General features: G+C 62.6%; 23 protein-coding genes. 15 read left to right on the top strand and 8 right to left on the bottom strand.

All coding sequences use genetic code 11. The features are described 5' to 3' along the window. Positions 1 to 122: 122 nt before the first annotated feature. From I6E52_RS09415 to I6E52_RS09390, 6 genes are all read left to right on the top strand, one after another. The gene (locus I6E52_RS09415) at positions 123 to 1,712 is read left to right on the top strand and encodes a cytochrome ubiquinol oxidase subunit I (RefSeq protein WP_197156646.1); all 1,590 of its coding nucleotides are present in this window, start codon (positions 123 to 125) and stop codon (positions 1,710 to 1,712) included. Positions 1,713 to 1,730: 18 nt separating this feature from the next. Then, positions 1,731 to 2,774 carry a cytochrome d ubiquinol oxidase subunit II gene (gene cydB / locus I6E52_RS09410; protein ID WP_197156644.1) on the top strand — a complete coding sequence of 348 codons (1,044 nt, stop codon included), beginning with the start codon at positions 1,731 to 1,733 and terminating at the stop codon, positions 2,772 to 2,774. Between the two features lie 15 nt (positions 2,775 to 2,789). Continuing rightward, complete coding sequence (cydC, locus tag I6E52_RS09405) at positions 2,790 to 6,179, top strand: thiol reductant ABC exporter subunit CydC (protein WP_197156642.1); 3,390 nt, start codon at positions 2,790 to 2,792, stop codon at positions 6,177 to 6,179. 61 nt (positions 6,180 to 6,240) lie between these two features. Beyond that, the gene (locus tag I6E52_RS09400) at positions 6,241 to 6,792 is read left to right on the top strand and encodes a hypothetical protein (RefSeq protein ID WP_197156632.1); all 552 of its coding nucleotides are present in this window, start codon (positions 6,241 to 6,243) and stop codon (positions 6,790 to 6,792) included. Positions 6,793 to 6,909: 117 nt separating this feature from the next. After that, the gene (locus tag I6E52_RS09395) at positions 6,910 to 7,074 is read left to right on the top strand and encodes a hypothetical protein (protein ID WP_197156630.1); all 165 of its coding nucleotides are present in this window, start codon (positions 6,910 to 6,912) and stop codon (positions 7,072 to 7,074) included. Beyond that, entirely contained in the window at positions 7,058 to 7,447 is a 390-nt protein-coding gene (locus I6E52_RS09390; RefSeq protein ID WP_197156628.1) for a hypothetical protein, read from the top strand. Before I6E52_RS09395 ends, I6E52_RS09390 begins: the two co-directional genes overlap by 17 nt. Before the next feature lie 10 nt (positions 7,448 to 7,457). Here the strand turns inward: I6E52_RS09390 and I6E52_RS09385 are convergent, their stop codons facing one another. The 7 genes from I6E52_RS09385 to I6E52_RS09355 form a co-directional block, all read right to left on the bottom strand. Further along, positions 7,458 to 8,561, bottom strand: a complete 1,104-nt coding sequence (locus I6E52_RS09385) for an acyl-CoA dehydrogenase family protein (protein ID WP_197156626.1) — start codon at positions 8,559 to 8,561, stop codon at positions 7,458 to 7,460. Between the two features lie 56 nt (positions 8,562 to 8,617). Beyond that, positions 8,618 to 8,815, bottom strand: a complete 198-nt coding sequence (locus I6E52_RS09380; RefSeq protein ID WP_197156625.1) for a hypothetical protein — start codon at positions 8,813 to 8,815, stop codon at positions 8,618 to 8,620. A gap of 60 nt (positions 8,816 to 8,875) precedes the next feature. Further along, on the bottom strand, positions 8,876 to 9,148 hold the full coding sequence (locus I6E52_RS09375; protein ID WP_197156623.1) for a HigA family addiction module antitoxin: 273 nt from the start codon (positions 9,146 to 9,148) through the stop codon (positions 8,876 to 8,878). Positions 9,149 to 9,163: 15 nt separating this feature from the next. Next, entirely contained in the window at positions 9,164 to 9,457 is a 294-nt protein-coding gene (locus tag I6E52_RS09370; RefSeq protein WP_197156621.1) for a type II toxin-antitoxin system RelE/ParE family toxin, read from the bottom strand. 264 nt (positions 9,458 to 9,721) lie between these two features. Then, positions 9,722 to 10,837, bottom strand: a complete 1,116-nt coding sequence (locus I6E52_RS09365; protein ID WP_197156619.1) for a hypothetical protein — start codon at positions 10,835 to 10,837, stop codon at positions 9,722 to 9,724. Between the two features lie 78 nt (positions 10,838 to 10,915). Continuing rightward, positions 10,916 to 11,305, bottom strand: a complete 390-nt coding sequence (locus tag I6E52_RS09360; protein ID WP_197156617.1) for a VOC family protein — start codon at positions 11,303 to 11,305, stop codon at positions 10,916 to 10,918. Between the two features lie 20 nt (positions 11,306 to 11,325). Next, positions 11,326 to 12,513, bottom strand: coding sequence for a low temperature requirement protein A (locus I6E52_RS09355; protein WP_197156615.1), 1,188 nt, complete (start codon positions 12,511 to 12,513; stop codon positions 11,326 to 11,328). Between the two features lie 139 nt (positions 12,514 to 12,652). Here I6E52_RS09355 and I6E52_RS09350 point away from each other — a divergent pair, with 139 nt between their 5' ends. Continuing rightward, a complete protein-coding gene (locus I6E52_RS09350; RefSeq protein ID WP_307842470.1) occupies positions 12,653 to 13,924 on the top strand; it encodes an MFS transporter in 1,272 nt (423 codons plus the stop codon). A gap of 77 nt (positions 13,925 to 14,001) precedes the next feature. Next, complete coding sequence (locus I6E52_RS09345) at positions 14,002 to 14,442, top strand: nitroreductase family deazaflavin-dependent oxidoreductase (RefSeq protein ID WP_197156611.1); 441 nt, start codon at positions 14,002 to 14,004, stop codon at positions 14,440 to 14,442. Positions 14,443 to 14,559: 117 nt separating this feature from the next. On the opposite strand, the gene ddaH is transcribed toward I6E52_RS09345, so the two are convergent. After that, positions 14,560 to 15,396 (bottom strand): dimethylargininase, encoded by an 837-nt coding sequence (ddaH, locus tag I6E52_RS09340; RefSeq protein WP_197156609.1) that lies wholly within the window; start codon positions 15,394 to 15,396, stop codon positions 14,560 to 14,562. Positions 15,397 to 15,499: 103 nt separating this feature from the next. Between ddaH and I6E52_RS09335 the strand changes: the two genes are divergently transcribed. The 7 genes from I6E52_RS09335 (at position 15,500) to I6E52_RS09305 (ending at position 23,543) form a co-directional block, all read left to right on the top strand. Beyond that, complete coding sequence (locus I6E52_RS09335) at positions 15,500 to 15,937, top strand: Lrp/AsnC family transcriptional regulator (protein ID WP_197156607.1); 438 nt, start codon at positions 15,500 to 15,502, stop codon at positions 15,935 to 15,937. Between the two features lie 247 nt (positions 15,938 to 16,184). Further along, on the top strand, positions 16,185 to 17,357 hold the full coding sequence (locus I6E52_RS09330; RefSeq protein ID WP_197156605.1) for an ABC transporter ATP-binding protein: 1,173 nt from the start codon (positions 16,185 to 16,187) through the stop codon (positions 17,355 to 17,357). 13 nt (positions 17,358 to 17,370) lie between these two features. Then, complete coding sequence (locus tag I6E52_RS09325) at positions 17,371 to 18,552, top strand: spermidine/putrescine ABC transporter substrate-binding protein (RefSeq protein WP_197156603.1); 1,182 nt, start codon at positions 17,371 to 17,373, stop codon at positions 18,550 to 18,552. Between the two features lie 23 nt (positions 18,553 to 18,575). Beyond that, positions 18,576 to 19,526 carry an ABC transporter permease gene (locus I6E52_RS09320; protein ID WP_231601081.1) on the top strand — a complete coding sequence of 317 codons (951 nt, stop codon included), beginning with the start codon at positions 18,576 to 18,578 and terminating at the stop codon, positions 19,524 to 19,526. After that, on the top strand, positions 19,523 to 20,365 hold the full coding sequence (locus I6E52_RS09315) for an ABC transporter permease (RefSeq protein WP_197121987.1): 843 nt from the start codon (positions 19,523 to 19,525) through the stop codon (positions 20,363 to 20,365). Before I6E52_RS09320 ends, I6E52_RS09315 begins: the two co-directional genes overlap by 4 nt. A gap of 55 nt (positions 20,366 to 20,420) precedes the next feature. Next, positions 20,421 to 22,082 carry an amidohydrolase gene (locus I6E52_RS09310; protein WP_197156601.1) on the top strand — a complete coding sequence of 554 codons (1,662 nt, stop codon included), beginning with the start codon at positions 20,421 to 20,423 and terminating at the stop codon, positions 22,080 to 22,082. A 33-nt stretch (positions 22,083 to 22,115) separates the two neighbouring features. After that, positions 22,116 to 23,543 (top strand): FAD-binding oxidoreductase, encoded by a 1,428-nt coding sequence (locus I6E52_RS09305; protein WP_197156599.1) that lies wholly within the window; start codon positions 22,116 to 22,118, stop codon positions 23,541 to 23,543. Positions 23,544 to 23,654 lie beyond the last annotated feature (111 nt).

Raw genomic sequence — 23,654 nt, 5'->3', positions numbered from 1 at the left:
GGCCAATTCTACCCTAAGTAGAAATAAATTCTACGAAGGTGTAGAAATGTCTTACAGCACTTACCCAGCTAAAACATTGGCTGCTGTTATGAGGGCAATCGTCACAATTAGAGAGGCCAGGAGTGGACCCCCTAGAGATCGCCAGATGGCAATTCGGAATCACTACCGTTTACCACTTCATCATGGTCCCGCTCACGTTAGGTCTCGGCCCTATCGTTGCGCTCATGCAAACCCAGTGGGTGCGCACCGGCGACGAAAAGTGGCTGCGCATGACCAAGTTCTGGGGCAAGTTGTACCTCATCAACTTCATCATGGGTGTGGCCACCGGTCTCGTTCAAGAGTTCCAGTTCGGCATGGCGTGGAGCGAATACTCCCGCTACGTCGGTGACGTCTTCGGCGCACCGCTTGCCATGGAAGGCTTGCTGGCCTTCTTCTTCGAGTCCGTCTTCCTCGGCCTGTGGATCTTCGGCTGGAGCCGTCTCCCCAAGAAAATCCACCTCGCCACCCTCTGGATCGCTGTCGCAGGCTCGATCGTCTCCGCCTTCTTCATCATTGTTGCTAACTCCTGGATGCAGCACCCGGTCGGTGTTGAACTCATCGATGGTCGCCCCGTCATGACTGACATCTGGGCCGTGCTCACCAACAACACCGCCCTCTCCGCCTTCTCCCACACGGTCACCGGTGCTATTGCCGTCGGTGCTGGCTTCGTGGTCGGCATTGCTTGGTACCAGCTCTGGCAGCGCCGTCGCGATGGGATCGACTCTGTGGATGCCACAGGTCGTGTCGTCGTCGGCGAGAACCTCAGCATCCCGGGCCGCGATCGCAAGGATCACGCCGTCTGGATCAAGAGCATCCGCATCGGTGCCGTTATCGCGATCCTCGGATTTGGCGCTCTCTCGATCACGGGTGACCTTCAGGCCAAGCTCATGTTTGAACAGCAGCCGCTGAAGATGGCCGCCGCTGAGGCTGCGTGCTACGACGGCACGAGCTTCTCGGTGCTGTCGATTGGCCCCCTCGGAGGCCAAAACTGTGAAGATGTCGTGGGCATTATTGAAATTCCCGGCTTGCTCTCGTTTCTCGCGCACGGCGACTTTGATACCGAGATTCAGGGTGTGAACACCCTCATCCCGCAGTACCAAGAGCTGTACGGAACCAACCTTCCCGACGACCCGCTGTATGGCGAGCGCGCCGGCCAAGAGATCGATTACTTGCCTCTCATGGAGGTCACCTACTGGGGCTTCCGCCTCATGATCGGCTTCGGAATGCTCGCAGCCGCGTTTGCCGCCCTCACACTGTGGATCGTTCGCAAGGGCACCGTGCCGCGGTCGAAGTTCCTCATGGGAACAGCGCTGCTCAGCATCGCAGCCCCCTTCGGCGCCAACATCGCCGGCTGGGTGTTCACCGAGATGGGCCGCCAACCTTTCGTGGTCGTGCCCAACCCGACGCCCGGTGGCGTCGACGGTGTCTACATGTTCACCGCGGCAGCCGTCTCCCCCGGCGTGAGTGGCGAAGAGATCATCTTCTCGCTCGTCTCCCTCGCTCTGGTCTACGCCTTCCTGATGGTCTTCGAAGTGAGATTGCTCGTCAAGTACGTGCGCGGTGGGGTTGCGTCGGCAATGCCTGAGCTCGATCATTCGGATGGCGATGGCAACGACCCTGACGATCCCAACAAACCAGACAATCGCGACGACGTTCTCGCGTTCGCCTACTAAGCAGAAGGGCTACTACTCATGGAACTTCTTCCGACAATCTGGTTTATCGCGATCGCGGCTTTGTGGATCGGCTACCTCCTTCTCGAAGGCTTCGACCTCGGCGTCGGGATGCTGCTGCTGTTCAGCACCCGCAAAGACCGCGAACGACGTCTCATGCTCAATGCCATCGGCCCGGTCTGGGACGGTAACGAGGTCTGGCTGATCACGGCCGGAGCCGCCACTTTTGCTGCATTCCCGTATTGGTATGCATCGCTCTTCTCGGCGCTCTACATCCCGCTGACGATCGTGCTCGTGAGCCTTATCTTCCGCGCCGTCGCAATTGAGTACCGCGGCAAGGGCTCCACTGAGAAGTGGCGCATGTGGTGGGACCGCGCTCTCGGCCTCGGCTCGCTGGGTTCCGCCTTTGGTATCGGTGCAGCGCTCGCGCTCACCACGACCGGCCTCCCCATCGACGCTAACGGTGACCGCGTTGGCGGCGCCTTCGCGTGGTTCACCCCGTATGCCGTGCTCGGTGGCCTCGCGGTCGTCGGCTTCTCTCTCGTTCACGCCTCCGTCTTCCTTGGCCTCAAAACCGATGGCGATGTGCGCGTTCGTGCCCGCAACTTCGTGGTGCGCTGGAGTCCCGTAGCGTTGCTTCCCATCGTGGCCTGGGTGCTGATCATCCAGTTCCAGAACGGCACCGTCATTACTTGGGTTCTCGTTGTCTTCGCTGTGATCGCGGTCGTCTTCGCGTGGCTCAGCGCGAAGGCCGGAAATGAAGGCTGGGCGTTTATCGGGATGGCAGCATTCTTGGTGGCGGGTGCGTCATCCATCTTCGCCGCCGTATACCCGGTCGTGCTTCCTTCGACCATTGACTCCGCGTTCAACTTGACGATCTCTAACGCCGCGAGCGGTGAATATACCTTGGGCGTGATGAGCGTTGTTACAGCGTTCGGACTGCCTCTCGTGTTCATCTACCAGGGCTGGACCTACTGGGTCTTCCGCAACCGTCTGAGCGATCACCACCTCCCAGAGGCGCACATCGTGAAGCCTGCGGTTGCCCCCTCTTCTTCAGCTAGCTAGGGCACGATGGAGGGCATGAGAGCCAAACTCCACGAACGACTCGCAGCAGGCTTCGGCCCGGGTGGTGTGCACACACTATTCGGGTTGGGGCTGCTTGCTTCTCTCAAGGGATTGGCGCTCGTGCTCATGGCCGAGGCGGTCGCGCGCGGTGTCGTTGGCGTCATTGACGGGGATGCCGCGGCGTGGCAGTTCGCGATCGGCCTTGGCATTGCGGCTGGCCTCCTCCGCGCGGCCACCGCTTGGGCAACGGAGAGTTTCGCGTCCCGCGCTGCGTTGGGCGCCAAGGAGTCTCTGCGCCACGAACTCGCGGAGCGAGTGCTCACCGGTTCCGATGCTCGCCCGGGCGCAAGCACCGCGATTGCAACGGTGGGGCTCGATGAGCTCGACAACTACTTCCGCGTGGTGTTGCCGACGATCGTGATGACGGCGACAGTTCCCCTGTTGGTCGGCCTGCGCATCCTCTCAGTCGACTGGGTGAGCGCGCTCATCGTTGTGTTGACGGTCCCGCTTGTTCCGGTGTTCATGATTCTGGTCGGCGGCCACACTCGCGAGCGGGCCGATGCGGCAAGCGCGAGCCTCGAACGTCTCTCCGATCATTTGGTCGAGTTGGCCCGCGGCCTGCCCGTGCTGGTGGGGCTTGGCCGAGTCGGCGAGCAGTCGAAAGCGTTGCGCGCGATTTCTGCCGAGAACCGCACGAAGACGATGGAGACCTTGCGCACCGCGTTTCTTTCGGCGCTCGTGCTCGAACTCATCGCCACCATTTCGGTCGCGGTCGTTGCTGTCTTTGTGGGCGTACGGCTGGTGGATGATCAGCTCTCCCTCACCGTCGGCCTTATCGCGCTCGTACTCGCCCCGGAGTGTTTCGCACCCTTCCGCGAGCTGGGCGCCGCGTTCCACTCCTCCGAGAATGGGCTCACCGCTCTGCGCCGCGCTCGCGCGATCATCGATGCGCCGCGGGCACGGGAACACCGCCAGAGTGCTGGCGCTTTCCGCGTCGTGAACCTCACAATCGCCTACGACGGCCGCGCTTTGCCCGCGGTCAACGGTCTGAACTTCCGGGCAACCCCCGGCACCATTACTGCTCTGGATGGGCCAAGCGGCAGCGGAAAATCCAGTGTTCTCGAGGTGCTGGCGGGCAATCGCGAGCCCAGCGGCGGCAGCGTGTGGGGCATCGACGTTTCCCGGGTGGCCTGGGTTCCGCAGCATCCGCACACTGTTGCTGACACCGTGCTCGACGAACTTCGCCTCTACAGCAACGACGAGAAAGCCATCAAGTCTGTGCTGCTCGACCTCGGGCTCACCGGGCTTGCCGAGGCCGATCCGCGCCAGGTTAGCCCGGGCGAGCTGCGCCGCATTGCCGTCGCGCGCGGACTGCTGCGCGTCGAAGCGGGAGCCACCCTATTGCTGCTCGATGAGCCGACCGCTCATCTCGACCCGGCATCCGCTGCCCGCGTTGAAGCCGCGATTGCTGAGCTGCGCGGTCGCCCCGTCACCGTGCTGGTTGCCTCGCACGAGGCGGGCATCGCGGCGCTGGCCGATCAGGTAGTCGTTGTTGGCGCCTCGGGCGGAACTCGTGCGGTCGAGTCTCGGGTTGATCCGCTGACGGTTGCAGGGGACGTGGATGTTGACTCTCTCGCCGAGCCCAGCACAACCCGCGCGACTCTCGCCAGTCTGCTCGAGTTTGTGCGCCCCACCCTCGGAACTCTCGTCGGAGCGATCGCTCTCGGTGTGGGCGCGAGCCTCTTCGCGCTGTCCCTCACGGCACTCTCGGGCTGGCTGATTGTGCGGGCGAGCGAACATCCGTCGTTCATGTTCTTGCTCGTCGCGATCGTCGGCGTGCGGTTCTTTGGCATCGGGCGGGCTGCCTTGCGCTACGCCGAACGTCTCGCCACCCACCGCGCCGTGCTCGGTTCGGTGATCGAGCTACGGGTTGCTCTGTGGAATGGTCTGGGCGCTCGGGCGCTCGGTTCACGCGCGCTCGCCAATGGCGGGGTTGCTCTCGACTACCTCGTTGCCGCCTCGGACCGGGTGCGCGATCTCGTTCCCCGCGTCGTGTTGCCTCCCGCCGTTGCAGCCGGCACGTCGCTCGCCGCGCTCATCGCGGTCGGCCTGCTGCACGCGCCCGCTGTTCCCGTGCTGCTGTGGGGGCTCGCGGTGGGGCTTATCGTCGCGCCGATCGTGGCCGTGTGGGTGGACCGTTCAGCAGCGAACGGCATCGCTGAAGTTCAATCGCGTGTCGTGCGCGCCTTCGCCGCCATGACCGGAGCTGCCACCGACCTGCGCGCCAACGGTGTCGGCCAGCGGATGCTCGCCCGCCTCGATCACATCGATGCCGAAGCAGGCGCGCTCTCCCGCCGCAGCGCTCGCGCCCTCGGAATCGGTAACGCCGTCGTCGTACTCGCCTGCTCGGTGACCGCCGTCGCCATGCTGCCCGTCGCCGCTCCCGCGGTTACCGCTGGCACCCTTCCCATCGGAATCGTCGCCGTGCTCGTGCTCATCCCCATCGGTCTCGTTGATTCGTTGATAGCGTTCGTTGACTCCGTGCAGCAATGGCCCGCGCTGAGCGCTGCGCTTGCCAAGGTGCGCGGGGTTACTGCTGGGACGGATGCTGGCGGTTCGGCTGCGAGCGTGCGCGATAACAGTGGCTCACCGGCTGGGCGCCGCGGCGCGCGCCATGACGCCAACCGCGCTGACACCGCAGCCGCGAGCGCAGACCAGCCACTCGGTGACGTGACCGTTCTGGAATTGCAGGAGCTCGGCATCCGCTGGCCTTCGAGCCCGACACTGGCGTTCTCGGGCGCGACCGCTCGGGTTGCGCGTGGCGAGTGGCTCGTCGTGGAAGGTCCTTCGGGCGCCGGCAAGTCGACGTTGTTGGCGGCGCTGCTCGGGTATCTTCCGGCAGCCGCTGGCTCGTGGAGTCTCAATGGGGTGGATGCTCGCGAGCTGTCGCCCGAGCAATTGCGCGCGGCGGTCACGTGGTGCCCGCAGGAGTCGCACCTCTTCGATTCGACGATTCGCGCGAACCTGTTGTTGGGCCGCGCGCACGATGATCAGCCGACCGAGCAGGAGCTTGTTGCGGTGCTGCGCCAGGTGGGTCTCGGCCCGCTCTTCGATTCGCTCGACCGCGGCCTCGACACTCGCGTGGGTTCGGCGGGCGAAAGCCTCTCGGGCGGTGAGCGTCAGCGCCTCGCGGTTGCCCGCACTCTCCTCACGCGTGCGGATGTCGTGCTGCTCGATGAGCCGACCGCCCACTTGGATGCCGCGAGCGCTGAGCAACTCATCACCGACCTGCGCACGGCTCTCGCCGACAAGATCGTGGTGCTCGTGAGCCATCACGACGATGAGCGTCGCGACGACGACGTGAGCTTGCGGCTCGGGGCGCGCGAGCATGTCGCCTCGTTGTAACCTCGAATGAGGACGGGTCACCTTTCGGGGTGGCTCGGGTGGCTCGAGGGGGTGTGGACCAGTGACGACATCGGCACCAGAACAGCGCATCGATAGTGTTCCGCTCCCAGCGAGCGCGCACCCGCAGCGAAACTTCACGGACATCGCCGCCGTTCTCGGCTGCGTCGCAGTGGCATTGGCTCTGGGCACTGCGCTCGTGGTGCTGGGAAGTCCCCATTACGGCTCGACTGGCTCAGAGCTGCTGCACGCTTTCGCCCGCGCAACTGCAGTGGGACTCCCGGTAGCCGCGTTGTTCGGTGTGCCGACATGGTTGTGGCTGAGCGCGCGGGTTCCCGCTCGAGCTCTCCCCCTCGCACTATTCATCGCGCTGAGCCCCCTCTTCGGGATCGTGCCCGGTCTCGCAGTCTTAGTTACGGGGCTCATTACCCACCTGGACACTCCCGTGTTCCTGGGCATGTTCATGATCGCGGCTGGAGCGTGGACCGCACCTATCGCGACCGCGCTGTACTACCTAGTTCTGGGCAAGCGACCTCGTATCGCAATCTCACTCGGCGGCATCCTGGTCGTTCTTGCGCTGCTGGGCTGGGTGAGCATCGCAATCAACGGCGGCTAGCACTCTCGACGGGCGGATGCTCTCCATCCGCTTCGGCGAATCGGTCGCTTGCACGTGTCACAGTGGGTTCCATCTACGAGTCGCAGCCATCACGACAAACGCGAGAGCGGGGCCAGAATGAAACGCAGCACCCAACCTCTCGCAGTTCTCGTGACCGTTCTGGCGATCATTATCCTCGCGGCCTGGCTCATCATTACTTCGGGGATCTTCGGCCTCGTGCTCGACGCTGACGATGCATCCGACGGTCATGGTACCGTCGAGCCTTATGAGCATAACTCGTAAACAATGGGTGTGGATCGGCGCAAGCGTCGTCGTCACCGCATTCGTGATCGTGTATTTGCTGCGTCTCACCTATCTGACCGTCGCCGTTTCGGAGTGGGAAGTTCCGCCGACTTCCTCGATCGCCCTCCCTCAGGGAAGCGAGATCGTTGCGGTCGACGAAAAGTGCGCCTCGGGCGGATGTTGGTCTCTAGTCTCGGTGCGTCCACCGGATGGGATGACGCCTGACGAGCTCTCCAGCGTGCTGGGCACAACGCCGCGAGAATACATCGCCGGCTCATTCTGGACCCCGTTCACCACCGAGCTGAGTGCCGAAACTCAGGGTCAGCTTCTCGTCATCACCGCGGCCTACGCACCCGACAACTACATTCCCTGAGCTCGCGCGCCTAACTCCCGAACAGGTCGCTCGCGACTGTCTTGTACACCGATTCCGGGTTCGAGGGGTGGTAGATGCCGGCGAGCACATCGCGTTGCAGGCGCGAGAGTTCGCTTGTGCTGCGGAACGCTCCTCCCCCGGCTGAGCGCATCACCTGGTCGACGACGTGACGTGCGGTTTCGATGCTGCGGTGCTTCACACCGGTCAGTTTGCGGAACCAGCCAGCCCCGTGATCCACACGTCCATCAACGTCATCGACGATGCTGTGCAGCTGGGGTTCGATCGCGTCGAGCGCGAGGGCGGCATCCGCCATTCGCCAGCGCAGATTCGGATGCTCGGAGTACGCCTCACCGCTGATGGCCGAGCTGCGCTGCTGCAGTGCTTCGACCCCGAGTTCGAGGGCGCGGTCGGCAAGGCCCGCATAGACGGAGGCGATGAGCGGCAAGAAGTTGGCGAAGACCGCGAAGATGAATGGATCGGCGTTGGGGCCGACGGGCAGCACGCGAGCGACCCGGTTTGCGGGAACGAAAGCGCCATCCAGCACCGTGGTGTGACTTTGGGTGGCGCGCATGCCGAGGGTGTCCCAGTCGCCGAGCGACCGCCAGCCGGGCTCATCGCGAGAGATGAAACCGTGCACGAGGGTTTCAGTGCCGTCGTCGGCGGTGTGCTTGCCGAAGAGACCCAGCTGGGTCCACGCCGGAGACAGCGAGGTGAAGATCTTGGTGCCCGTGAACGCGTAACCGCCCTCGACGGTTTCGGCGGTGGTGAGCGAGTCCCACATGACGAGATCGTTGCCGGGTTCGCTCAAGCCGAAAGCAAAGATTTCGCCGGCTTCGGCATCCGCCAACAACCAGTTGAGGCTCGAGTCGCCGCGCTCGCGCAGAGCCCACGCAACGCCGATCCACACGAGGTGCATGTTGATGGCGAGCGCCGTGGCCGGGGCGTACGCGGCAAGCAGGCGCTGGTCATCCGACAGCTCACGCAAACTGCGCGGCTTCAGATACCCAACGGCACGCAGCTCTTGCAGGTCTTCGGTAAAAAAGATGTTCTCGCGGTCGTAGCGCGCGGCCCGCGACCGGATGCGATCAAGCAGTGCTGGGGTGAGTACCGTCATGGGTCAACGCTACTGTGCCGCGCGCAAAGCACGCTGCCCAAGTTCGCCGGGCACCCCTATTTTTCGACTGTGACTGTGACATCGATCGCCTTCGGATCAACGTCAAGCCAAAGCCCGATAATTTCGCGGGCCACCATCTCGCACTCCCCGGCGCTCCGCGCTTGGCCGGCGGTGTCGAGTTCGGGCACTTCCACGAGCCACCAATCGCCGTCCTCGCGAGCGGTTGCTGCGTGGGACGGTTTAGTCGACATCATGGATTTTCTCCTATCGATTCCCCACGGCCATCGATTATCAGATCGCGTTCGGAACTACGTCTAGCTCGCTAGCGACACTATTTCGGGGTGAGGCTTCTGGCGCTCGACCCACAGGTCGTACGCGGTCTGCATGCCGAGCCACAGTTCAGCACTGGTGCCAAGCAAGATTCCAAGACGCACCGCCATATCGGCGGTAACTGATGCGTGCCCATTACGGATGCGCGACAGCGTCGCCCGCGTGACGCCGAGTCTGCGGGCAGCTTCAGCGAGGCTGACGTCGCCGAGATAGTCCTCCAGCAACATGCCAGGGTGGGGTGGGTTGTGCATGCTCATCGTTGCTGCTCCGTTCTAGTGATAATCGAGGTAGTCCAGAAGATAAACGTCGGTGCCCTCAAATCTGAAAACCATCCTCCAGTTACCGCTCACCCAGATTGCATAGTGACCGGCGACATCGCGACCCCCAGCTGTTGAGCCGCTGAGCGAGTGTGGCTTCCAAGCCGCGGGGATGTCGTCGACCGACCGAGCATTGTCGAGCACTGCGAGCTGTCTCTGGAGTTTGTTAGCGTGATCTGGCCGTATCCCCGACTTCTTTCCTGTCGCGAAGAACGTTTCGAGACCTTTGTGGCGAAACGACTTGATCACAGCTTCAACCGTACAGTGATGCTATACGTATAGCAAGAGCATACGCAGGATGCTTGAAGTGTTCGCTCGCCAGCGAAGCCCAGCTCAACCGTTACTTCATGGCGTTTATGCATGACTCACATTGTGGCTCTAGGCGCTGCGCATTTCAGCACATTGCGCGCCTCTGAGATCTCCGGAAGGCTGCTCGCCAATGTTGAGAAGTGGACGCGGCAGACTATGGCAGTGAGGCGAGACTTCTCGCGTATCGCCCCACTGTTTCGACATTTACGCGTCCTCGGCGTTATCCGTAAGGCTTCCTGACAGGAATTCGCTCGGGCCCTTCTTCTTGAAGAGCGAACCCACTGCACCGACGCCGCCCACTGCAGCGCCCTTGATCGCTGATCCCGTCCGCTTAGCTGCAGTCACCGCTCGGGCCTCGTCAGGGATGCCGTCTCCGTCGAGATCTACGGAACGGAAAAGGGCGGCTGCATCAGTAGTCTTTTCGCGGACTGCGCCGCTAAAGCCGGCGACACCTCCAGCTGCAGCTTGAAGCGCTTGCGCGGCACGAGACGAGGCAGTCACTTCGGGCTTCGGCTTGCGGAAAGTAGAAAGGGACTCCGGGAAATTTTCTGGAGACGTCGGGAACGCGAGGTGGGCAGCTTTCACTACATCGCTGCCGAAGGTATAACTGCCGACGCCTCCGACAATGGCGCCCAAGCCGAAGGGAATTGCCTTGCCCAGAGTTCCCACTCCGAACTTCGCGCTGGCTTTTAGCGCCTCCCTTGCAAGAACAGTCGCTAGTGGCGCGAGTGCGGAGTCAGGAAGCTGCTGCGTAAGAACTGATCCCCAACCGCTCGAGAGCGTCGCGCCGACGGCATTGGTAGCTGCGCCACGGGCCATGCTTACTCCGCCTGCACCTGACGCTTGCATCACGAGCTGCGTGACTTGGCTCTGCGACTTTTGACCAAGAAGAATTCCGAAAATGAGCGGTCGAGCACGCTCCACATCATGGACTTCGATGTCATGAAGTTCCGCCGCTGCGAGAACATACAGAGCGCTTGTCTCGTAGAAGAACAGCAGGTCGGCAACGCCGAGCCCAAGAGCCAACGGAATACCGACGGCAGGAATCGCCGCCGAGGCGCCTACCCCGGTACTCGCGACTGTAACCGTCGCGACGTACCGCTTTTCCAGCTCTTTCAACAATTCAGCTGGACTCGCATCCGGCTTCTCGCGGCGCAGCGATCTTAGGTATTCGAGGACAACTGGCCGCTGGACCGAGATGGCGTCGTAGACCTTCGCTTGGAAACCATCCGACTTCGCGATGCTAGTTGCTTGAGCCGCGACCGCCGCGGGCAGCCCTTCTTTATTGGGCGCGGCAGAAACTGGCTTCTTCGAGGTCATTCTTTCTCCAAAAGATTTCGCCACGAGGGAGCCTCAGTTTGAGGTGGCTAGTCAAAACCCTAATGCTGCTGAGCCCAACTACGCCTTAATGACCGACAGCACATTTCCCGCGGGGTCCTTGAACCACGCAATCTCGGGCCCGTGCCCACGCATGATGCCCTTCGCGTCAGTGCCGAGGTCACCCATGAGGTCGCCGTCGCTATAGATCTTGGTCACCACGCCACGCTCGTTAAGCGCATCGACGGCAGCTTCGACATCCTCGACCGCAAAGTTCAGGATGGTGAAGCTCGCCGGTTCGTGGTTCTCTTTCGGGTAGATGGTCACTTCGGCGCCGCCGGGGAGCGTGAGGCGCAGCGTGCCCATTCCGCCATCGGCGACTGCGAGGCCGAGGCTGTCACGGTAGAAGGCCGCAGCGGCTTCCAGATCGTTGACGCTGAATCCAGAGAATGCATCTTTCGGATCAAACATCGTGTTCCGCCCTCTCTTTGCTAGTCCTGCTTGGCCTCAAGTTTTGCTGCGCGCATGCGTCCCGTCAATAGTGCGACCGCCAGCAGAATTACCGAGACCACCGCAATAGCCACGGCTACGCCGATAGTGCCGATGGCGGATGCCGCCAGCGGCAGCGCCAGCATCACGAGCACCGCAACGATTGTTGCCGATCGCGGAATCGACACCCGCTCCACCATGGGCGCGTGTAACAGCCACAGCAGCAGAATGAAGAGCGCAACGGGCAGCGCCAGAGAGAAGCCGACCACAAGCTCGCTCGACTCGAGGTCTGTCGTGACGGATCGCACCGACACTTCGATGCCGGTTCCGACGGCGGCGAGCGCCGCAAACAAAAAGTAGTGGCCGTAGTTCCAGAACAGGTAGCGATCGCGCCTGTTTTCTAGGCCCTCGGCGGCGGGTTCAGAGAAGTACAGCCACCACAGCGCGAACAGCAGCACGAGGCCAGCAGCCGACGCCACAATGAGCGACGGCGTCAGCCCCTCTTCGAGCGCTTCCTGCACCGCGAACGTCGAGGCGAGCACGCTTTCGCCGAGCACCAGGATCGTGAACTTTCCGTAGCGCTCCGCGATGTGGTGCGGATGCCAGGACAGTCGCTGTGCACGATCGGCCCAGAGCGGCACTGCCAGCTCCGCAATTACCAGAATGCCGAACGACACCATGGCCAGCTCGGCGGGAAGCAACAGGCGCAACAACCAACCGACCTGCACGACCCCGATACCGAGCGCATAACGTCCGGCGGTGGCGCGCGTTTCAGGGTCATCTTTTACGGCGCGCAGCAGGGTCGCGATAAGCCCAATTCGCAAAATCAGGTATCCCGCGGTGACGGCTGCAAAGTTGCCGTCGTCGAAGGCCATAGGAACGCCGGCGGCGAGAACGAGGATGCCGCCCATCTGCAGCATGGTGAAGAGACGGTAGGGAACGTCATCCGTGTCGTACGCCGAGGCCAGCCAGGTGAACTGGTTCCACGCCCACCAGATGGAGAAGAAGACCATAAGAAACGGCGCGATGGCTTCGAAAGCATGCCCCACCTCGACGGCGTGCGTCAGCTGCCGCACGACCGAGGCGACCGCGACCACGAAGGTCAGGTCAAAGAGCAGCTCGAGCGGAGTCGTTTTGCGGTGCGGCTCGTCGATGTCCCGAGCCACCACCCGCGAGCGCAGTGCGTTCATGTCGCAACTTTACGCAACTGCTCCGCAACGCGCCTGAATCCCGTCACGCCAGAGGCGAGTACGATTTTGGCTATGCGTTGCGGCAGGAGTCGCGGCGCCAAGCGCTGGCCCGACGGTGGGTTCGAAGGGTTGAGTGGTTGTGGTTTCCTCTGATGTGAACGTGGCTCAGTCGCGCCGACGTTCTCCGGCACAGCGGTCGCCCGCGCGGTGGTTGCCGTGGGTGAGCCTGGTCGCCGCTGCGGGCATCATCTCGGTGATGACCGCTCCGGGTCAGACCGCCGGAATCTCCGTCTTCACCGACCCGCTCATCGCTGAACTCGACGTCTCCCGCACGGGCATCTCGGTCAGCTACTTCTTCGGCACGATCGTTGGTGCCGCCGCCCAACCCTTCATCGGCCGCGCCCTCGACCGCTTCGGCGCCCGCTACGTCACCATCGTCATCGGCGCCCTGTTCGCGAGCGTGCTGCTTGCCCTAAGTTTCGTCGACGGCGTCGCCGGACTCACTGCCGGTTTCGTCGGCGTGCGGATGCTCGGCCAGGGCGCCCTCAGCCTCGCCGCCACCACGGCGGTCGCCCGCGCCATCACCCACCGCCGCGGTCTGGCGCTGGGCATCACGGCCGCCATCGGATCCGCCGGAATCTCCCTCGCCCCCGTTGGGCTCGAACGACTCATCTCGGCCGTCGGGATTCACGCCGCGTGGCGTTGGGAAGCCGCGATTGTGCTCGCCGTCGTCGTACCGCTCGCGTTCATCCTGCCGAGGCGCAGCCGGGTTGCCGCCCAGACCGAAGATCTGTCGACAGCGCAGATCGTCATCCAGAAAGAGTCGTGGATGCTCGGCGAAGCAGCCCGCACCGGCATGTTCTGGGTCATCGCGTCCTCCCTCGCCGTCTCGGGCATGCTGAGCACTGGCCTCGCCTTCCACCAGATCGCGATTCTCGGCGAGCGCGGCCTCACCCCGTTCGAAGCGGCCGCCAACTTTCTCCCGCAAACCGTGACCGGCATCGCGGCAACCCTGATTGTCGGAGCGTTCGTCGACCGCGTGAGCCCCAAGCTCTTCGTGATCTTCTCGATGCTCACTCTCGCCGGCTCGTTGCTGTTGCTCTCGGTCGTCGGCCCCGACGGCACGGCTATTCTCTACGGACTCGTGCTCGGTGCTGCCGGCGGAAGCCTGCGCGGGATGGAAGCCGCCGCCTACGTGCGCTACTACGGCACCGCCCACATCGGCTCCATTCGCGGCGTCACGACCGCGATCGCTCTGGGCTCCACCGCTCTCGGCCCCATCGCCCTCGCCCTTGCCGTCGATGTCAGTGGCAACTTCACCGAGCCGGCCGTGTGGTTTGCGAGCCTCCCGATTGCCGTCGCCGTGCTCGCACTCTTCGTGCGCCCGCCGCAGCGCCGCGCGGCTGTCTGACCGTCTGAACGCGCTCGACTCAGGCAGACGCCTGACGCCATCCAGCCGCATCCCACCAGACGCGCGACAATAGACCCATGAGAACTAGCAACCGCCTCAGCGACCTCGGCATGAAACTCATGAACGGCGTGCACCGCGCGATCCTTGCGGTTTCGGGCGGGCGCCTGGGCTGGACTCTCGGGGGCATGCCCTCACTCGAGCTTCACACCACGGGCCGGGTGTCGGGCATCCGCCGGTCAACGATGCTGACTGCTCCCGTGCATAGCAAGGGCCGCTGGGTGATTGTGGCGTCGAAGGGCGGCGACGACCGCGACCCACTCTGGTACCGCAATCTGCAGGCGAATCCGGATGCCGAACTCACCGTGCGCGGACGCACTGTGCCCGTGCACACCCACACTGCGGATGCCGCCGAGAAGGCCGAGCTGTGGCCCCAGATTGTGGCCGCCAACTCGCGCTACGCGGAGTACCAGACCAAGACGACCCGTGACATCCCGGTCGTGATCTGCGAAGAGCGCTAGCCCGCGCAGTACGGCAGCAAAACACGAATGGCCCGCGCTCGAGTCGCAGGCCATTCGTTCTGTTCAGTGCGCCAGGCGCATCTCGCCGCTAGCGGCGAAGTTATCGGTACCGTGCCGCTAGCGGCGCAGTTCGAGGGTGCAGCACTTTACGCCGCCGCCACCGAGCAGCAGCTCGGAGAGGTCGACGCCGATGGGGTTGTAGCCGCGTTCCTTGAGCTGGCGCTCGAAGTCTTTGGCGCGGGCGGCGATCACGACGTTGTAGCCGTCGCTGTAGGAGTTGAGTCCGAGCACTGCCGCATCCTCTTCAGTGGCGAGGATGGCGTCGGGATACAGCGCACGGAGTTTCTCAAGCGAGGGCTCGTCAAACGCGCTCTCGAGGTAGGCGATGTTGGTTTCGTCGAGCTTCGCGATGGCGGTGTCGACGTGGTAAAAGCTGGGGTTAATGAGGTTGAGGGAGACAACGTTGCGGCCCGAAAGCGCTGCAAGCTCTCGGTGGCTTTCGACCGAAGTGCGGAAGCCCATGCCTGCAAGGATGTTGTCGCCGACAAGGAGGAAGTCGCCCTCACCCTCATTAACGTTCTCGGGGGAAGCAACGTCAAAACCGTTAGCGCCGAACCAGTCCATGTAGGCGGGGCCTTCTGCTTTGCGCTCGTCGTAGGTGAAGAGGGCGCCGTAGGCTTTGCCGTCGATCACGAAGCCGCCGTTTGCGGCGTAGACCATGTCGGGCAGGCCATCGATGGGGTCAATGAGCTCGACGGTGAAGCCGAGGTTAATGTAGGTGTCGTAGAGCGTCTGCCACTGCTTCACAGCAAGGCTGGTGTCTGTGGGATCGTTGGGATTCATCCACGGGTTGATGCTGTACGTGACTGTAAAGAAGTCGGGACGGCACATCAGCACAGTCTTCGCGGTGGCCTGGCGGGCAGGCGTGGTCGATTCGGTGTCAGTGATCGTCATAGCCCCAGTGTTTCACGCACCTATCCGCAATGTCTCGGTAATGTGCGCACTAATTCGGCGCAATCCCTAGCCAAGGCACAATAATTCGCCGTACTCTGAGGGCATGGACAAGCTGGACGCAGGAATCATCGACATGCTCCGCCTCAACGCCCGCGCAGGCTATGGAGATATAGGAGAAGCCGTGGGGCTTTCGGCCTCCGCAGTTAAACGGCGCGTCGACCGCTTGGTTGCCAACGGCACCATCCGCGGCTTCACCGTGCAGGTCGATCCCGCCGTCGATGGCTTGGGAACCGAAGCGTACGTCGAGCTCTTTTGCCGCGGAAACGTGGCTCCGCAAGAACTCAAACGCATCCTCAGTGCCATTCCCGAAGTGGTGGATGCCGGAACAGTCAGTGGGTCTGCCGACGCAGTCGTCCATATGCGCTCGCGCGACATCCACTCGCTTGAGATCGCCCTCGAGAGACTGCGCACTGCCACGAACATCGACAACACCCGCAGCTCCATCGTTCTGTCGCGGTTGATTCACCGACGCTACGAGTAACGACGCGCCCTGTCGTGGTTCGGGGGAATCTCATAGATTTACGCACAAAAAACGCCCAATAACAACGAAATCCGTTCTGTAACACGAACTTAACCATGTATACCGTTGCGTCTCGCCGGTTTTTCCGGTTGACTACACCAACAGTTGCGAATAACTTTTCGCGATCTTGGAGGTACGTAGCGTCGTGACAGAGTCAGCCCAGAACACAGCTCCCGCAGGTTCAGCCGCGGGAAGGTCCAGTGCAGAAATGACCAGCGCTAGCGAGCCAGAGGGTTCTGTTGTCCTTGAGGGCGTGACTAAGAAGTTCGGCGGCGCCATCGCTGTCGACAACATCAGCCTGCACGTGCGCCCCGGCGAGTTCCTCTCTCTCCTCGGCCCCTCGGGCTGTGGCAAAACAACAACGTTGCGCATGCTCGCCGGCTTCGAAGAGCCAACCTCGGGCAGCATCCGCATTTCTGGTCAGGATGTTGTGGGCATTCCTCCCCACAAGCGCAACGTCAACACAGTTTTTCAGGCTTACGCTCTCTTCCCGCACATGAGTGTCGCCGAGAACGTGGCCTACGGGCTTCGCCAAAAGGGCACGCCCAAGTCGGAGATTCGCGAGCGCGTCACTGAGTCACTCGATCTCGTGCAGATGCGCTCATTCGCCGACCGCAAGCCCACTCAACTTTCAGGCGGCCAGCAGCAGCGCATCGCGCTGGCGCGGGCCCTCATCAACCGCCCTGCCGTTCTCCTCCTCGATGAGCCGCTGGGTGCTCTCGACCGCCAGCTGCGCGAAGAAATGCAGATCGAGCTCAAGCTTCTGCAGTCGCGCCTCGGTATCACCTTCATCTTTGTCACGCACGACCAGGGTGAGGCACTCTCGATGAGTGACCGCATCGCGATCATGCGCAAGGGACGCATCGAGCAGCTGGATGACGCCGACTCGATCTACGATTCGCCGGCGAGCGCCTATGTTGCTGGCTTCATTGGCCAGCAGAACTTTATCGCTGGCACGATGACAAACGATCTGTCTGTCATGGAGTCGCCGTTCGGAATTATTAACGCTTCGGGTCCCCATGAAGATCTCGCGGCCGGCATGGATGCTCAGGCCGCCGTGCGTCCCGAAGCTGTTGCTGTTGCGCTCGCCACCGGAGATTCAACGAGCACTGCTGCGAACCAGATTCGCGGCGAGGTTATTGGGGTGTCCCATCAAGGAGAGACGCTTCAGTTCTTGGTGTCGATCGGAAACGACCAGACGCTGCTCTCTCGGGTTCCGCGCCCGAACGCGCCACGTCTGGCTGTCGGCGACTCAGTGCTGTGCACCTGGGACACCGCATCCGTTCATCTTTTCCCCAGCGATCAGGCGAGTCAGGCTCAGGCCGATATTGCTCGCGCGGTCTCCAACCCAGCCCCACCAACCAGTTCAATTTCTCTCTAGAAGGAGCAGCCCGATGTCCCACGAACAGCCCATTCGCATTCTTGCCTCTACCTCGGCAACGAAGATCATGAAGAGCGAACTGAACCGTCGTCGCTTTCTCGCGCTGTCGGGTGCCGCAGCCAGCGCTGCCGCTCTAGCCGCGTGCAGCACAGATTCCGACACTGGCTCGGCGACCCAGGCGACCGGCGGCGACCTTGAAAGTTCACTTTCGGTCTACAGCTGGGGTGACTATGACGACCCCGATCTGGTCAGTGAATTCACTGACGAGCTGGGCCCGACGGTCACGTTCGATGCCTTCAACTCCAACGAAGAACTCATCTCGAAGCTTGTTGCTGCGCGCGGCACCAGTGGCTACGACATCGTTGTTCCGACCGGCCCGTTCATCCCGCAGATGATCGAGAACGGTTTGCTCAGCAAGCTCAACCTCGACCTCATCCCGAATATCGCCGACATGGATCCCGACTTCCTCGGTCGCGACTGGGACCCGAACAACGAGTACTCCATCTGCAAGGCGTGGGGCACGACTGGTTTCGTCTACGACAAGACCAAGATCACCCGCGAGCTCACCAATTGGAGTGACTTCATCGACGCGGCCCAGAATGAGGCCAGCGGCAAGACCTCGGTGCTCGACGACCCCGCTCCCCTGCTCGGCATCTACTACTGGGCTAACGGCATCGACTGGAACACCACCGACGAGGCAGACCTTGCCGCCGCGGAAGAGTTCCTCACCACGCAGCTCGCGCCGCACATCTCCGCTTTCGACTCCTACCCCGGTGGAGCCGCTATTCCGCAGGCGCAGCACATGCTCATGCAGTCGTGGAACGGTGACGCTCGCATCGGCATCATGGAGAGCGAAGACCCCGACCGCTGGCAGTGGGTGCTCGGTTCGCCCGACACCGAACTCTGGATGGACAACTGGGCTATCGCCGAGGGCGCACCCAACCCTGAAGCGGCTCACGCTTTCATTAACTACGTACTCACCCCCGAGGCATCGCTGCGCGAACTCGACTACATCGGGTACCACACCGGCGGAACGGGCATCGAGGACACAGCACGTGCTGAGGGCCTCGAAATGCTCGACCTCGTCTTCTTCGATGAAGAACAGATCAGCACCATGCACACTCAAGCCATCGGCGACGCGCAGCAGCGCATCGTTGAAATTTGGGACAAGACGAAGGCGTCGGCCGGCGCCTAACCCGCGACCATCCGGAATTTACTATGACCACTACCGTTGAAGGCCGAACGGCCCCACCGCGAAAGGCGCCATCGAAGCGCCCTCGCTGGTTGAAGCTGCCCAGCTTTGCCCTCGCCATCCCGGCGTGGGCGTGGCTGTTCGCCTTCTTCGTAGCGCCCGTCGCGCTCGTGGTCTGGTTTAGTTTCGGATACAAACCGGGCATCTTCGGAACCCACGCCAATGACGTGCTGTCGTTTGACCGCTACGCCGAGGCGTTATCTCCGACGTTCTTTACAACGTTCCAAAACACACTGTGGGTGGGGGTGGTCGGCACCCTGATATGCCTGGCCATCTCCATCCCATTCGCTTACTGGCTCGCGTTCAAGGCCCCCATCGCTCGCCGCGGAATTCTGCTCGCGATGGTCATGATTCCGTTCTGGACCAACTTCTTGGTTCGCACCATCGGTTGGCAGATCATCCTCGCGCCGAGCGGCATCCTCTCCGAAGCCCTCCAGTCGATTGGCATGCTGAACGAGCCCCTCGAAATCCTTTACACCCGCACCGCCGTGCTTATCGGTGTCGTCTACAACTACTTGCCGCTCATGATCCTGCCCATGTTCGTAGCGTTCGACCGCGTATCGCTGCCGATGCGTGAAGCGAGCAAAGACCTCGGCGCCGGGCGCTGGTCAACGTTCATGAACGTGACACTGCCCCTCGCGAAGCCCGGCATCGTCGTCGGCATTCTTCTCGTCTACATCCCGCTCATGGGTGACTACATCACCGCTACCGTTCTCGGTGGAGCAAAGGGAAACATGGCTGGCCAGATGGTCGCTAACCAGTTCCAGACCGCCCAGAACTGGGCGCTCGGTTCAGCCATGGCCGTCGTGCTCGTGCTTACCATCCTGACCACCGTCGGCATCGCGGCGCTTGTGGCGTGGCTTGCAGCGTGGCCGCTTCGCGCCAACCAGCGCCTCGTGTTGGGAGACAAATCATGAACCGCCTGACACTTACTGACGTGTCGCTCAAGGTGTGGGCCGTGATCGTTTTCGTTTTCCTCTTTGCGCCCATCGCCGTCATCATCATCTACTCGTTCAACGAGGGTCGCCTTCTGGTGGCGTGGGATGAGTTCGGTTTCGGCTCCTTCGCCGCCATCGTCACTAAACCAGCCATCACGGATGCCGTGCTGGTGTCGATCCAGACCGGCTTCATTGCGGCACTCATCGCGACCGCTCTCGGCACCATGGCTGGTGTGGCACTCGCTCGCCGGGCCGGCAAGTGGGCACCCGCGTTCCTGATCTTGCTCGTGCTTGTTACCGTCACCCCCGAAATTGTGGATGCCGTTTCACTCTTGCCGTGGATGGTCTTCCTCGGTCAGGATGTCGGCCTCAGCATGTTCGACAACGGAATCGTGCGCCTCGTCGTTGGTCATTCTCTGTTCGCGACCGCCGTCGTGGCGTACATTGTGCGCTCGCGCCTGGTTGGTATCGATGAGAGCTTGGAGGAGGCCGCTGCCGACCTTTACGCTCCCCCGTTCAAGCGCTTCACGCAGATCACTCTCCCGCTGGTGATGCCCGCCGTTCTCGCTGGTGGCCTTCTCTCGTTCACCCTCAGCCTCGACAACACGATCGTTTCGGCTTTCGTTCAGGTCTCGGGTTCCACTCCGTGGCCTGTCTACGTGTTGAGTGCCGTGCGCACCGGATTGCGGCCTGAAATTGCCGCCGTCTCAACGATCATGCTGCTGCTGACGCTTCTGGCCCTCGGCCTCGTGGCCTACGTCTTGCGTCGCGCTGGCGATTCTGCCACTGATATCGCAAAGACCGTTGGTGGCGGCTAGGTCGCTCCCCCGCTCCTGACCGCAGCAGTTCGAACGAACCAGAAGGTGCACGACCATGACGTTTGCTGACCTCGTTTTCACCGGTGGCCCCGTCTTCACGGCGACCGGCGATGAGCCCTGCCGCGGAAGCGTGGCCGTGCGCGACGGCCGCATCATCGCTGTCAGCAGCGTCGACGCCGACATCCAGCCGTTTATCGGTCCCGCTACCGAGGTTGTTGACCTTGACGGCAAACTGCTGATCCCCGGATTTCAGGATGCTCACGTGCACGCCGTGTGGGGCGGGCTCGACCTCATCCGCTGTGATCTCTCCGGGGACTCGACGCGCGATGAGTATGTAGCGCGGCTGAAGAACTATGCAGCGGCGAACCCTGAGCTCGAGTGGATTCTGGGCGGTGGCTGGAACATGTCGGCCTTCCCCGGGGGCACGCCAACGGCATCCGATCTCGATCTCGCTGTTGCTGACCGGCCCGCGTTCATTCCGAACCGCGACGGCCACGGTGCCTGGGTGAACTCGCGCGCGCTGGAGCTTGCCGGCATCACCGCCGAGACACCCGACCCTGCCGATGGCCGCATCGAGCGCGACGCCGACGGCCACCCCACGGGCACGCTGCACGAGGGCGCAATGTCGCTCGTGAACGCGCTGCTGCCCGAAACGTCGCCCGAAGATTACGCTCGCGCGCTGCTGATCGGGCAAGAATATTTGCACTCGCTCGGGGTGACCGCGTGGCAAGATGCCATCTTGGGCGGCTACGGGGATGCCGGCGATGCCACTCCCGCCTACATGGCTGCGGCCGAGTCGGGAGACCTCACCGCTCGCGTAGTCGGGGCCCTCTGGTGGGATCGCACGCGTGGCCCCGAACAGATTCCCGAGCTCGTGATGCGCCGGGAGAAGAACGCCACTGGGCGCTTCGCCGCCACGAGTGTGAAGATCATGCAAGACGGCGTTGCCGAGAACTTCACCGCCGCCATGCTTGAGCCCTACCTCGACGGCTGTGGCCACCACACCGACAACTCCGGCATTTCCTTCGTGGATGCCGCGCAGCTGATCTCGAACGTTACTGAACTCGACGCTCTTGGCTTCCAAGTGCACTTCCACGCCATCGGTGACCGCGCCGTTCGCGAGTGCCTCGACGCAGTTGAGGCTGCGCGAGCGATCAACGGCCCCAACGACAACCGTCACCACATCGCGCACCTGCAGGTGGTGCATCCGGATGACGTGCACCGCTTCGCTGAACTCGGCGTGACCGCCAACCTGCAGTCGTACTGGGCCGCGCTCGAGCCTCAGATGGTCGACCTGACGCTGCCATTCTTAGGCAACCCGCGCAGCTCGTGGCAATACCCGTGGGCCGACCTGCACCGCGCCGGAACGCACTTGGCGTCCGGCAGCGACTGGTCAGTATCGAGCCCCGACCCCATGGCGGCCATCCACGTTGCCGTCAACCGCAAGGCGGCTCCCGGCCACGAAGAGGGCGAGTATGACGCCTTCTTGCCCGAGCAAAGCATTGACCTGCTGACCGCCATGACCGCGTATACCGCAGGCAGCGCGTTCACTAATCACTTGGATGAGACGGGAACGATTGAGGTCGGCAAGCTCGCCGATCTGGTCGTTCTCGATCGCGACCCCTTCGCGGAAGCAGCCGCCGACATCGGCCGCACCCGCACCGAGCAGACGTTCGTCGAAGGCGAGCGCGTGTACCGCGCGCCCGCCCAACCATAAAACTCGCCACCAGGCGAGAGAGGAAAGTGCCCCATGGGCAAGATAGTGTTCGAAAGAAATGTGCCAGCGGCATCCGTAATCAGCCACTCCCTTGAGGGTTCGATTCACAAGCCGTTCTGGATCGATGATGTCTCCGGCGCGCCTACCTTCAGCGCGTTGAAGTCCGACGTCACCGCCGACCTCGCCATTGTGGGCGGAGGATATCTCGGCCTCTGGACGGCTGTGCTAGCGAAGCAGCGCAACCCTGATGCTCGCGTTGTGCTGCTCGAAGCCCGCGAACTCGGCTGGGCCGCTTCGGGCCGCAACGGTGGTTTCTGCGAAGCGAGCCTCACCCACGGCGAAGAGAACGGTCTGAGCCGCTGGCCGAAAGAGTACAACCAGCTCGAACGCCTCGGCCTGCAGAACCTCGATGAGATCGAGGAGACCGTGAAGACCCTCAAACTCGATGTCGACTTCGAGCGCACCGGTTCACTTGACCTCGCCATCGAAGAACACGAGATCGACTGGCTCAAAGAAACGATCACCGACGATGACACTGTCTTCCTCGATGAGGCTGCGATCCGTGCCGAAGTGAACTCGCCGACGTATCTCGCTGGCGTTTGGAACAAGCGGATCAACGCGATCATTCACCCCGCCAAGCTCGTTCATGAGTTGGCGCGGGTCGCGATCGAACTCGGAGTTGAGATCTTTGAGAACTCGCCTGTTCGTGAAGTCGCGACATCCGGTGGCCCGACGGATGCCGCAGTCGTGCACAGCAAGCATGGTCGCGTTCACGCCGCCAAGGTTGCGCTCGCGACTAACGCCTTCCCTTCGTTGCTGAAGCGTGCGCGCCTGCAGACGGTTCCCGTGTATGACTATGTGCTCATGACGGAGCCCTTGACCCCCGAGCAGCTGGCGTCAATCGGCTGGTCGAACCGTCAGGGTCTTGCTGACATGGCGAACCAGTTCCACTACTACCGCCTCAGCGCCGACAACCGCATTCTGTTCGGCGGCTACGACGCGGTTTACCATTACGGCCGCAAGGTTCGCGATGAGTACGAGAACCGTCCGGAGAGCTTCGAGCGCCTCGCGAGTCACTTCTTTACGACGTTCCCGCAGCTGGAGGGCCTCAAGTTCAGCCACCGCTGGGCGGGCGCGATTGATGCGTCGACTCAGTTCAGTGCGTTCTTCGGTCTGGCTCGTAACGGTCGCGTGGCGTACTCGGCTGGCTTCACTGGGCTTGGCGTTGGCGCGACTCGCTTTGCCGCGCAGGTGATGCTCGACAAGCTCGACGGTCTCACGACCGAGCGCACCGAGCTGGAGATGGTGAAGAAGATGCCGCTCCCGTTCCCGCCCGAGCCGATTGCTTCCGTGGGCATTCAGGCCACGCGCTGGTCGCTCAATCGTGCCGACCACAACCAGGGTCGCCGCAACCTGATTCTCAAAACATTGGATGCGCTGGGGCTCGGTTTCGACTCTTAGCGAGGGTCGCGCGACCGGCGCTTTTGCGGCTCCGGTCGCGCAACAACCCGCGCGGCGCGAACACACCTGTCAGTCACCTGTAATAACTTGCACATCACTGTGCAAGTTATT

Origin of the sequence: Salinibacterium sp. NG253, from assembly GCF_015864945.1 — a bacterium.
Lineage (GTDB): Bacteria > Actinomycetota > Actinomycetes > Actinomycetales > Microbacteriaceae > Rhodoglobus.
Note: the sequence above shows the minus strand (reverse complement) of the source record. Positions and strands in the feature narration are given on the sequence as shown.

Bases quoted from the DNA above. Each gene is read 5' to 3' on its own strand.
- I6E52_RS09380 (WP_197156625.1), bottom strand. From the start codon at position 8,815: ATGATGTCGACTAAACCGTCCCACGCAGCAACCGCTCGCGAGGACGGC.
- I6E52_RS09360 (WP_197156617.1), bottom strand. From the start codon at position 11,305: ATGTTTGATCCGAAAGATGCATTCTCTGGATTCAGCGTCAACGATCTG.
- I6E52_RS09335 (WP_197156607.1), top strand. From the start codon at position 15,500: ATGGACAAGCTGGACGCAGGAATCATCGACATGCTCCGCCTCAACGCC.
- I6E52_RS09305 (WP_197156599.1), top strand. From the start codon at position 22,116: ATGGGCAAGATAGTGTTCGAAAGAAATGTGCCAGCGGCATCCGTAATC.
- I6E52_RS09395 (WP_197156630.1), top strand. From the start codon at position 6,910: ATGAAACGCAGCACCCAACCTCTCGCAGTTCTCGTGACCGTTCTGGCG.
- cydB (WP_197156644.1), top strand. From the start codon at position 1,731: ATGGAACTTCTTCCGACAATCTGGTTTATCGCGATCGCGGCTTTGTGG.
- I6E52_RS09320 (WP_231601081.1), top strand. From the start codon at position 18,576: ATGACCACTACCGTTGAAGGCCGAACGGCCCCACCGCGAAAGGCGCCA.
- ddaH (WP_197156609.1), bottom strand. From the start codon at position 15,396: ATGACGATCACTGACACCGAATCGACCACGCCTGCCCGCCAGGCCACC.
- I6E52_RS09365 (WP_197156619.1), bottom strand. From the start codon at position 10,837: ATGACCTCGAAGAAGCCAGTTTCTGCCGCGCCCAATAAAGAAGGGCTG.
- I6E52_RS09355 (WP_197156615.1), bottom strand. From the start codon at position 12,513: ATGAACGCACTGCGCTCGCGGGTGGTGGCTCGGGACATCGACGAGCCG.
- I6E52_RS09385 (WP_197156626.1), bottom strand. From the start codon at position 8,561: ATGACGGTACTCACCCCAGCACTGCTTGATCGCATCCGGTCGCGGGCC.
- I6E52_RS09310 (WP_197156601.1), top strand. From the start codon at position 20,421: ATGACGTTTGCTGACCTCGTTTTCACCGGTGGCCCCGTCTTCACGGCG.
- I6E52_RS09375 (WP_197156623.1), bottom strand. From the start codon at position 9,148: ATGAGCATGCACAACCCACCCCACCCTGGCATGTTGCTGGAGGACTAT.
- I6E52_RS09325 (WP_197156603.1), top strand. From the start codon at position 17,371: ATGTCCCACGAACAGCCCATTCGCATTCTTGCCTCTACCTCGGCAACG.
- I6E52_RS09390 (WP_197156628.1), top strand. From the start codon at position 7,058: ATGAGCATAACTCGTAAACAATGGGTGTGGATCGGCGCAAGCGTCGTC.
- I6E52_RS09345 (WP_197156611.1), top strand. From the start codon at position 14,002: ATGAGAACTAGCAACCGCCTCAGCGACCTCGGCATGAAACTCATGAAC.
- cydC (WP_197156642.1), top strand. From the start codon at position 2,790: ATGAGAGCCAAACTCCACGAACGACTCGCAGCAGGCTTCGGCCCGGGT.
- I6E52_RS09330 (WP_197156605.1), top strand. From the start codon at position 16,185: ATGACCAGCGCTAGCGAGCCAGAGGGTTCTGTTGTCCTTGAGGGCGTG.
- I6E52_RS09315 (WP_197121987.1), top strand. From the start codon at position 19,523: ATGAACCGCCTGACACTTACTGACGTGTCGCTCAAGGTGTGGGCCGTG.